General features: G+C 69.8%; 2 protein-coding genes and 1 pseudogene. 2 read left to right on the forward strand and 1 reads right to left on the reverse strand.

The genetic code is table 11. From position 1 onward, the window contains the following. The first annotated feature begins 154 nt into the window (after window positions 1–154). Window positions 155–973, forward strand: a complete 819-nt coding sequence (rlmJ, locus tag V6M42_RS13545) for a 23S rRNA (adenine(2030)-N(6))-methyltransferase RlmJ (protein ID WP_332678966.1) — start codon at window positions 155–157, stop codon at window positions 971–973. Here the strand turns inward: rlmJ and V6M42_RS13550 are convergent. Beyond that, entirely contained in the window at window positions 970–1,278 is a 309-nt protein-coding gene (locus tag V6M42_RS13550) for an antibiotic biosynthesis monooxygenase family protein (RefSeq protein WP_332678968.1), read from the reverse strand. The genes rlmJ and V6M42_RS13550 overlap by 4 nt on opposite strands. 127 nt (window positions 1,279–1,405) lie before the next feature. On the opposite strand from V6M42_RS13550, the pseudogene V6M42_RS13555 reads away from it, so the two are divergent. Beyond that, a pseudogene (locus V6M42_RS13555) lies at window positions 1,406–2,709 on the forward strand (hybrid sensor histidine kinase/response regulator); the annotation flags it as partial.

Here is a 2,709-nt window from a genome sequence, read left to right on the forward strand (position 1 = left end):
TCGGCCACGGCCTTCGGCGGCGTGCGCTGGTCGTCGGACAGGACGGGATGATCGATCATTTCGCACTCCGGGTCGCGTCGCCGAACGACGGACCGGCATGGACGGTTCCCGTGCACTCTTGACCGCGGCGGCGCGGCGGACGACGGAAGCCCTCATGAACTATCGCCACAGCTTTCACGCCGGAAATTTTGCAGACCTGGTCAAGCACGCCCTGCTGCTGTGGCTTCTGGAACGGCGCGGCGCCGACGGTCCCCTGACGGTCATCGACACCCACGCCGGCGCGGGCCTCTACGACCTGACCGGCGACGGGGCGCGATCGAAGGAGGCCGAGGCCGGCGTCGCACGGCTGATGGCGGCCGAGGGGCGGCCGCCTCTGATCGAGGCGCTGGCCGCCGCCGTGGCCGGGCTGAATCCGCAGGGCGGCGCAGCCCTCTATCCCGGCTCGCCCCTGCTGGCGGCCCGGACCCTGCGGGACGACGACCGCTATGTCGGCTTCGAGCTGAATCCGCCTGTGCTGGACATGCTGACAGAGGCCCTGGAACCCTATCCGGAGGCCGCGGCCGAGGGCGGGGACGGCTATGAGCAGGCGCGGACCTGGGCGGCCGAGGCGACGGGGCCTCTGGTCCTCATTGACCCGCCGTTCGAGAAACCCGACGACTACCTGCGCGCCGCCGACACGGGCGCGGCCATCGTTCGCGCCGACGCGCGGGCCACGGTGGCGATCTGGACGCCGCTGAAGGACCTGGAGACCTTTGACAGCTTCCTGCGCCGCCTCGATCAGGCGGGCGCCCGGCGCGCGCTGGTGGCCGAGGCGCGGCTGCGCCCGCTGACCGATCCCATGCGGATGAACGGCTGCGCCGTCGTGATCCTGAACCCGCCGACCGGCGCCGAGGCCGCGGCCGGCGAGATCTGCGGCTGGGTCGCGCAGACACTGGGCGACGCCGGCGCAAGGGCCGACGTCTGGTTCACCTAGCTCGGTTCGAAGACTTCGCAGGCCTCGTACAGGTGCGGCTCGAACGTCGCGATGGCCATGATCGGCTCCATGGCGGCGTTGACGGCAGGCAGCCGGGCCATGGCCCTCCAGTCCTCGCGCGAGCGCCACACGGCATGCACCGCCGCGACCTTGCCGTTCAGACCCCGATGCAGGGTGGCGGACACAAAGCCATCGGCGCCTCTCTGGCTGCGCACCATGACGGTGAGCAGGTCCATCAGCAGATCCAGCTTCGCCGGCTCACAGCGGTAGACGTTGATCAGGACGACGGGATCGGTGTCGGACATGTCGGGCGTGTAGCTGATCGCGGAGCGCGAGTCTTGCGGGCGCGGTGCGCGCCAAGGATGAAACGCCGTTCGCTAAACCTTGCTCAACACATGACGTGCGACGACGGCTGACACAGTCGGAAGTCCCATGTTGCTTATCCGTGTCGTTGTCGCGCTTCTGGCCGCCGTCGCCGTTTCGGGCCTGGCTCCCTCCGTCGACGCCCGCCCGGTTCCGGAAGCGGCGCAGGATGCTCCCGACGACGCCCTGAGACTGGCGCGGTTCGTCGAGGCTCGCGCGGCCTCCACCGATTTCGCGGCCCTGGATCGATTCGGCGAGGCCGCCATGCGCCGGAACGACCGGGAAGGCCTGAACCGGCTCTATCACGTGACGTGGACGACCCTGAACCAGGGCGATTTCGACAAGGCGACGATGTGGAACCGCCGACTGATCACGGCGGCGGCGCGGCAGGGGGACGAGCGGTACAGGGATATCGCGCGTCTGAACGCCCTGACGATCCGCTATGACCAGGGCGAGACCGGTGTGGCCGGCGAGATGCGCAGGACGGCGGAAACCGGCGAGGACTGGTTCGTCCGGGCCCACGCCGTTCGTCTGGCGGCCCTGGCGCTGTTCGATGAGGACAAGGTCGGGGAGGGGCTGGAACTGCTGGCCCGGGCCCAGGCCGACATTCCCGACAACGATCCCTTCGCCGCCACGGCCCACGCCGGCATCTGGGAAGTGACGGGCATGGGGCTGAAGCAGCTCAACGACGCCACCGGGGCGGCGGACGCGTTCCGGAAATTCGAGATCGACTATTCCAACCCGGCCTATCCGCGGCCCGACTTCGACAGCCTGTACAATCTGGCCACGATGGCGCTCAAGGTCGGCGACGGGGAGCGCGCGGCGGAGTATTTCGCGGCCCACCACCGCTTGGCCCGACGGGCCGGACTGACAACCCTGTCCGTCTATGACGCCAGCCTTTGCGCCATGGTCGCCAGCGCCCGGAATGAGCCCCGTGCGGTGCTGGCCTGTCTGGAGCCCTATGGAGAATCGCTGGGCGAGGCCGCGTTCGTCGCCGCCGACGCCCTGCCGCTGCGGGCGATCGCCCGGGCCCAGACGGGGCAGATCGCCGGCGCCCGCCGGGACGTGAATGCACTGCGCCGCCTTGAGGCCGAGACGGGCATCCCGTCCGAGGTCGACCACGTCGAGGCCGAGGTGCTGTTCGCAGAGGGCCGGCACGAGGCGGCGTTCCGCATCCTCCGGGCGCATATGCTCGAGAGCGAAATCGATGCGGCCCGAAGCTACAGCGCCGGCATTCACCAGGTGACCGGCAATATGCAGCAGCAGCTGGCCGAACGCCGGACCCAGCTGGAGACGGCGCGGTCCAACACCGGCCTGCAGCGGGCGGTCATAGGCATCGGGGTGATCTTCCTGCTGTTCGCCGGCGCCACCCT

It is taken from the genome of Brevundimonas sp., assembly GCF_036677305.1.
In the GTDB taxonomy this organism is placed as follows: Bacteria; Pseudomonadota; Alphaproteobacteria; order Caulobacterales; family Caulobacteraceae; genus Brevundimonas.